The sequence below is a fragment of the Seonamhaeicola marinus genome (assembly GCF_008085455.1).
This window is the reverse complement of sequence record NZ_VSDQ01000350.1, coordinates 1-1,175: the sequence shown is the minus strand read 5'-3', so window position 1 is coordinate 1,175 and position 1,175 is coordinate 1. Positions and strand designations below refer to the sequence as shown.

Sequence of the window (1,175 nt, the reverse complement as noted above, 5' to 3'; positions counted from 1 at the left end):
TCTTGCAAATTTACCCAAAAAGTTCCTAAACTTTCAGCATCATTATACGGAATACCATTAATGGTTACATTGGTAGAACTACCGCTTACACCACGCACCCTAATACCCGTATAACCAATACCTGCACCAGCATCACTGGTTGTAACTACTGATGGTAAATAGTTTAGTAAAACTGGTATGTCTTGCCCTAAATTACGCTTTGCAATTTCTTCTTTACTTACATTTGAATGTGTAATTGGCGAATCGGCATCAACACGTACTGCTTTTACTAAAACCTCGTCTAGTTTTTGGGTTGAAGTTGAATCTGTTATTTTGTTGTTTTGTTGCGCATTAACTGTTGTAAAGCATATTAATGCTAATAAAAGAAATAAGTTTTTCATATCGATTACATAAAACGTTATAATCGAATAAAAAGAGGTAATTATTCTTCAGTTTGTATTAAATTATTATGTTATGTGATACGTTTTTTACAAAGTAATCATATTCTAAAATTACCTGTTGTGCTAACGCAATTCACAATAACATGAAATCCCTAAACAGCATTACCTGTTCTAGGTTCATTGGGTATGATCTCAGCCTGTTTCCTGTTGCAATTAATAGTTTTTCTTTGTACTTAAAACTATAACTAAACTGGATATAGCACCCCTTTTTGAGAACGCTGCAAATGTACTAACCGAATACTAATTATTGGCTATTTTGATAATAGTTTTTTAATCTAAATTAGGTTTTTGCCTATTGGCTTTTTTAAAAGCGTGTTTCTTTTTATTATCTAACCGTTTTTTTACAACAGCTTTGGGTACTTTGGTTGCAATACGTTTTTTTGGTTTAGCAAGTGCAGTTTTTATTAACTGTAAAAACCTACGAATTGCCAATTCTTTATTTTTAAATTGGCTTCGGGTATCAGCGCATTGTAATATTAAAACTCCATTATTTGTTAGTTTGTGTTTTAATTTTAAATATATGCGTTGCTTTTGCTCTTGGGTTAATACGTTTGATTCAGATACATTAAAACTAAGCTCAATTTTTGTAGCTACTTTATTTACATGTTGCCCACCACTACCTGAGCTTCTAACGGCTTTAAAATTAAGTTCGTTTATTAAATTAGTTTGGTTAAACATTAATTAGTTTGGTGTGCTGGTTTTAGTAAATCGTTTACTGTTTTTACAGGGTTAAAG

2 protein-coding genes are annotated in these 1,175 nt (G+C 31.4%); both read right to left on the bottom strand.

Going from position 1 to position 1,175, the window contains the following annotated elements; translation table 11 throughout:
- Window positions 1-380, bottom strand: a 380-nt coding sequence (locus tag FUA24_RS04875; RefSeq protein WP_148540275.1) for a TonB-dependent receptor plug domain-containing protein, incomplete at its 3' end; no start/stop codon positions are given.
- A 330-nt stretch (window positions 381-710) separates the two neighbouring features.
- The gene (gene arfB / locus FUA24_RS04870) at window positions 711-1,118 is read right to left on the bottom strand and encodes an alternative ribosome rescue aminoacyl-tRNA hydrolase ArfB (RefSeq protein ID WP_147134596.1); all 408 of its coding nucleotides are present in this window, start codon (window positions 1,116-1,118) and stop codon (window positions 711-713) included.
- Window positions 1,119-1,175 lie beyond the last annotated feature (57 nt).